The organism is Vogesella mureinivorans (assembly GCF_007644035.1).
Classification (GTDB): domain Bacteria; phylum Pseudomonadota; class Gammaproteobacteria; order Burkholderiales; family Chromobacteriaceae; genus Vogesella; species Vogesella mureinivorans.
Genome location: NZ_VMTV02000607.1, coordinates 1 through 251 on the forward strand (window position 1 = coordinate 1; position 251 = coordinate 251).

Below are 251 nucleotides of genomic sequence, written 5' to 3' on the forward strand. Positions count from 1 at the left end.
TCGATGTCTTCGCCTGCCGCCCCTTCGGCGGCAATCCGGTCGCCGTCGTACTCGACGCCACCGGGCTCGACGGCGCCAGCATGCAGCGCCTCGCCCACTGGACCAACCTGTCCGAAACAACGTTCGTGCTGCCGCCTGAAACGCCTGGCGGCAGCTACCGTGTGCGCATCTTCACGCCACGCCAGGAGCTGCCCTTCGCCGGCCATCCCAGCATCGGCACTGCGCATGCAGTGCTGGAGGCCGGCCTCGCT

At 68.9% G+C, this 251-nt stretch carries 1 protein-coding gene; it reads left to right on the plus strand.

The window, feature by feature from the left end:
- Nucleotides 1-251, plus strand: a 251-nt coding sequence (locus tag FLQ44_RS16495; protein ID WP_147695280.1) for a PhzF family phenazine biosynthesis protein, incomplete at both ends; no start/stop codon positions are given.